This window comes from Hymenobacter profundi, from assembly GCF_019334315.1.
In the GTDB taxonomy this organism is placed as follows: Bacteria; Bacteroidota; Bacteroidia; order Cytophagales; family Hymenobacteraceae; genus Hymenobacter; species Hymenobacter profundi.
Genome location: NZ_JAHWGL010000180.1, coordinates 1 through 4,028, shown reverse-complemented (window position 1 = coordinate 4,028; position 4,028 = coordinate 1). Strand labels below are relative to the sequence as shown.

Here is a 4,028-nt window from a genome sequence, read left to right as displayed (position 1 = left end):
CCGCCTAGCGCGAAAGCGCTGAGCAGCAGAGCGAATGGTAGGGTGCGTTTCATGTTTTGAGCTGTTAGCTGATGGCTGATAGCTGTTAGCTTTTTTCGTTCTAGTATGGAGCATTTGAGTTTCTTCTAGCGGCGAGCTAACAGCTATCAGCCATCAGCTAACAGCTAAAAAAACCTAGTTCTGCCACCACACCTTGGTATTCACATCATCTGTTCCCTGGTCGGCTACGGCGGCTTGGTAGCTCTGCTGGTTTAGGCTTTGCACGTACACAGGGTAGTTGAGGCGGGCGGGCATCTTACCGTCGTTGCGCACGCCGGCGCCGCGGGGTAGCACCGGGTGGCCCGTGCGGCGGTACTCAAACCACTGCTGGAAATCGGTGAAAAACAGAGCGTAGTATTTCTGCAAGTGAATCTGCTCCAGCTTGCGGTCTAGGGAGCTGGCGGGGTTCCACTGCACGTCGGAATTGTCGAAGTAGCCCGTGGGCACGGTGTAGCCCCAGAGCGTGATGCCGGCCGTAGTCCCGGCCTCGTAATAGGTTTGGGCGTTGCCCGACACCCAGCCCCGCGCGGCGGCTTCGGCCAGCAGTAACTGCACTTCGCCGTAGTTGAGGATGTTGCCCAGCAGCGGCTCCGTCATGAGGGCCGCAGGGTAGGTGGAGCCCACCGGCTGGCCCTGCGTGATGGGGTCGTAGCCGCTCGGAATGCCCTCGTACACCCCCTGGTAGAGCGTCATCCACTTGGCGCGGCGCGGGTCGTTCCACTCGTTCAGGTTGTTCACAAAGAACTGACTCAGCGAGCTGAACGACGAAAAATCGGCCGTGCGGAAGGTGGCAAACGGCGACTGGTAGGGCGCCGTGCCGGTCCAACGCAAAATGGCCGATTCGTCGTTGTTGCTGATGAGAGGGTATGCCGCGGCGTTGGTGTTCACTAGGTCGCGGAGCTTGTCCTGCGGGCTCATGCCGTTGGCAATGGCATTGGTGCGGTTCGACACGCGCAGGAGCAGGCGCAGGTAGAGCGAGTTGCCAAACTTGCGCCATTTCAGCGCTTTGCCGGCGTAAAGCGGGTCGAGCTGGCTTTGGTCGGCCGAGAGGTCGGTGCCGGCTTTCAGCAGCTCGTTGGCTTCTTCGAGCTTGGTAAACAGGTCTTTGTAGATGTCTTCCTGCTTATCGAAGGCCGGCTGCAACAGCCCCTCGCGCCCCCGAATGGCCTGGGAGTAGGGCACGTCGCCAAACGTATCCGTCAAGAGCGACACCGTCCAGACCTCCAGGATGCGGGCAATGGCCTTGAAGGTAGGGCTGTTCACCGCCTCGGCGCTGCGGTACAGGTCGCGGAAGTCGGTGAGCTGGGTGTACCAGCCATTCCACATATAGTCGGCCTCGGCGGGGCGCACCACGTAGCGGTGAATGGCGTCGCCCTCGTTGCGCGTCACCTGCACCTGCATCAGCTCGTTGGTGATGCGCTTGGCGCGGTCCATGTTGCGCTTTACCAGGTCCGTGAGGGCCGGGGCCAGCAGCGTTTCCGGTATCACGTTGGGGTTCTGGTTGGGGTTCACGTTCAGCTCCTCAAAGCCGTCGGTGCAGGCGGGTAGGGTAGCTGCGCTGGTAGTAGCCAGCAGCAGCCAAGCGAGTAGTTTGATGGTTTTCATGAAGTGTTGTAGCTAAAAGACCGTCATGCTGAGTGAAGGCGCAGCCGTAGCTGAAGCATCTCTACCGCTTCGTTGCTATCGGTTGGAATTAGTGTTGCGGTAGAGATGCTTCGACTCCGCTCAGCATGACGTTCTTGTTTGATTTGCAGCGCATTCCGCTATATCCCCACCGTCAGGTTCAGCCCAATGGTGCGGGTGCTGGGGAACTGGCCCAACTCGTAGCCCAGGCTTACGGTGTCGTCGTTCAGGGTGCCGAACTCGGGGTCGTAGGCGGGCCACTTGGTCAGGATGTACAGGTCGCGGCCGTAGAGGCCGATGGTGGCCTGCGTGAGCTTGAAGCGCTGCAACAGGCTGGCGGGTAGGGAGTAGTCGATGCGCACCTCGCGCAGCTTCAGGAAATCGGTGCGGAACAGGTTGGCCTCGATGTTGTCGCGGCCGTAGTGCTGTGAGTAGTAGGCGGGTACGTTTTCGGCCACCACGTCGTTGGGGCGGAAAGTACCGTCGCCGTTGTCAATCACCCCATTGCCGATGATGCCGTTGTAGCGGCCGGGTAGGGTGAGCTTGGTTTTGCCCTGTTCGGCCAGCACGGCGTTGGTCATGGAGTAGGCTTTGGCGCCGAACTGCCCGTCTACCAGCACGTTTAGGCGCACCTGCTTGTAGCGAAACTCGTTGCCGATGCTGGCCTTCCACTTGGGTAGGGCCGAGCCCAGCAGCATCACGTCGTTGGTAAGCTGGGGTAGGCCGTTGCGGTAGATGATCTGGCCGTCGGGGGCGCGCAGGTAGCCGCGGCCGTAGATGGCGCCCATGTTGCCGCCGGGCCGGGCCTCCACCGTGCCGCGCCCGCCGGGGCCGCGCTGGAGCTGGTAGGTAAACACGCTGTCGGCCAGCTCTACCACCTTGTTGCGGTTGGCGGTGTAGGTGCCAAACACCTTCCAGCCAAAGCCCGAAGGCCGCGTAAGGATTTCGGCATTGGCCTGAATTTCAAGCCCCTGGTTGCGCACCAGGCCGGCGTTCAGCACCGAGTAGTTGTAGCCCGAAGCCCGGTCTACGGGCACTTCCAGAATCTGGTCGTAGGTGTTGTTGCGGTACACGGCCACGTCCAGCCCAATGCGGTTTTGCAGGAAGCGCAGGTCCAGGCCCAGCTCGGTGCTGCGGGTGCGGCGCGGTTTCAGGCCGGGGTTGGCAATGGAGCCGGGGTTGCTCAGGCCCGATGGAAAGCCCGTGGCCACGGCGTAGGTGTAGGCCGTGCGGTAGGGCACCGTGGTGCCGCTACCCACCTCGGCCCACGAGCCGCGCACCTTCGCAAAGGATATCACCTCCGGCAGCTTCACCACCTCCGATACAATGCCGCTGAGGCTGGCCGAGGGGTAGATCGGGATTTCCGTCACGCCGTTCACGCTGGCCAGCGTGCTGCTCCAGTCCTTGCGGGCGGTCAGATCCAGGTACAAAAACTTGTTGAAGGCTACCGTCGCCAGGCCGTAGAAGCTGTTCACGGCAAACTCGGCGCGGTAGGGTAGGGTGATGGGTAGGTCGCGGCTGTTGGCGAAGGAGAAAATGCCGGGGTAGAGCAGGCGCTCGGCGCGCAGCTCGTCCTTCACGTAGCGGTTGCGCAGGCGGCTGCCCCCACCCGAGGCCGTCAGCTCAAACTTGCCCACGTTGCGGGCATATTGCAGCAGAAAATCGTGGTTGATTTCCTGCGAAAAGATGTTCTGCGTGCGGTACATGCCCTCTTTGTAGCGCTCCGTGTCTTTGGGGCGCTGCTGCGAGCGGGCCTCGTAGGAGTAGTCCAGCGCCGAGCGCAGCATCAGGTTCCAGTGCTGCCCAAACTTGTAGTTCACCTGCACATTGCCGGTCAGCGTGTTGCGGTTGCTCTTGTTCAGCATCTCGTAGGCAATCAGGTAGGGATTGTCGATGAGGCTGCTGAAGGGGCTGCGCTGGGTGATGTTCTCGGCGCCCGGCAGCCAGTAGTCCTTCCACCAGTTCAGGTTGGCGTTGGGCACCTGAAACATGTTCCAGTACATAATCGTCTGGTTGTTGTAGCCGGTGCTGGGTAGGTTGTCGCTGTAGCGGTTGGTGTAGTTGGCCTTGGCCGAAATGCGTAGGCGGTCGGTCAGCTTGTGGTTCAAGGACAAGGCCACCGTGTTGCGCTTGTAGCCCGTGTTCGGGATAATCCAGGTGTTCTGTAAGTTGGTCAGCGACAGGCGGGCCGTCGTCTTGTCGGTGCCGCCGTCGATGGAAACCGTGTTCACGAAGGTTTTGCCCGTCTCGAAGAAGTCCTTACGGTTATTTTTGTAAGGTACCCAGGGCGTGCGCTCGGTGGCGGTGGTGTTGGTGGCGGGGTCGTACTGGTAGAACTGCTGCCCGTCAAACTTGGGCCCCCAGGC

Annotated in this window: 2 protein-coding genes; both read right to left on the bottom strand. The window is 61.1% G+C overall.

Annotated features, from left to right (window positions below; genetic code table 11):
* Positions 1–174: 174 nt before the first annotated feature.
* Entirely contained in the window at positions 175–1,644 is a 1,470-nt protein-coding gene (locus KYK14_RS21635; RefSeq protein ID WP_219161735.1) for a SusD/RagB family nutrient-binding outer membrane lipoprotein, read from the bottom strand.
* 158 nt (positions 1,645–1,802) lie between these two features.
* On the bottom strand, positions 1,803–4,028 hold a 2,226-nt coding region (locus KYK14_RS21630), incomplete at its 5' end, for a SusC/RagA family TonB-linked outer membrane protein (RefSeq protein ID WP_219161734.1).

Excerpts from the sequence above, each read along its gene's own strand:
- KYK14_RS21635 (WP_219161735.1), bottom strand. The coding sequence starts at position 1,644 with ATGAAAACCATCAAACTACTCGCTTGGCTGCTGCTGGCTACTACCAGC.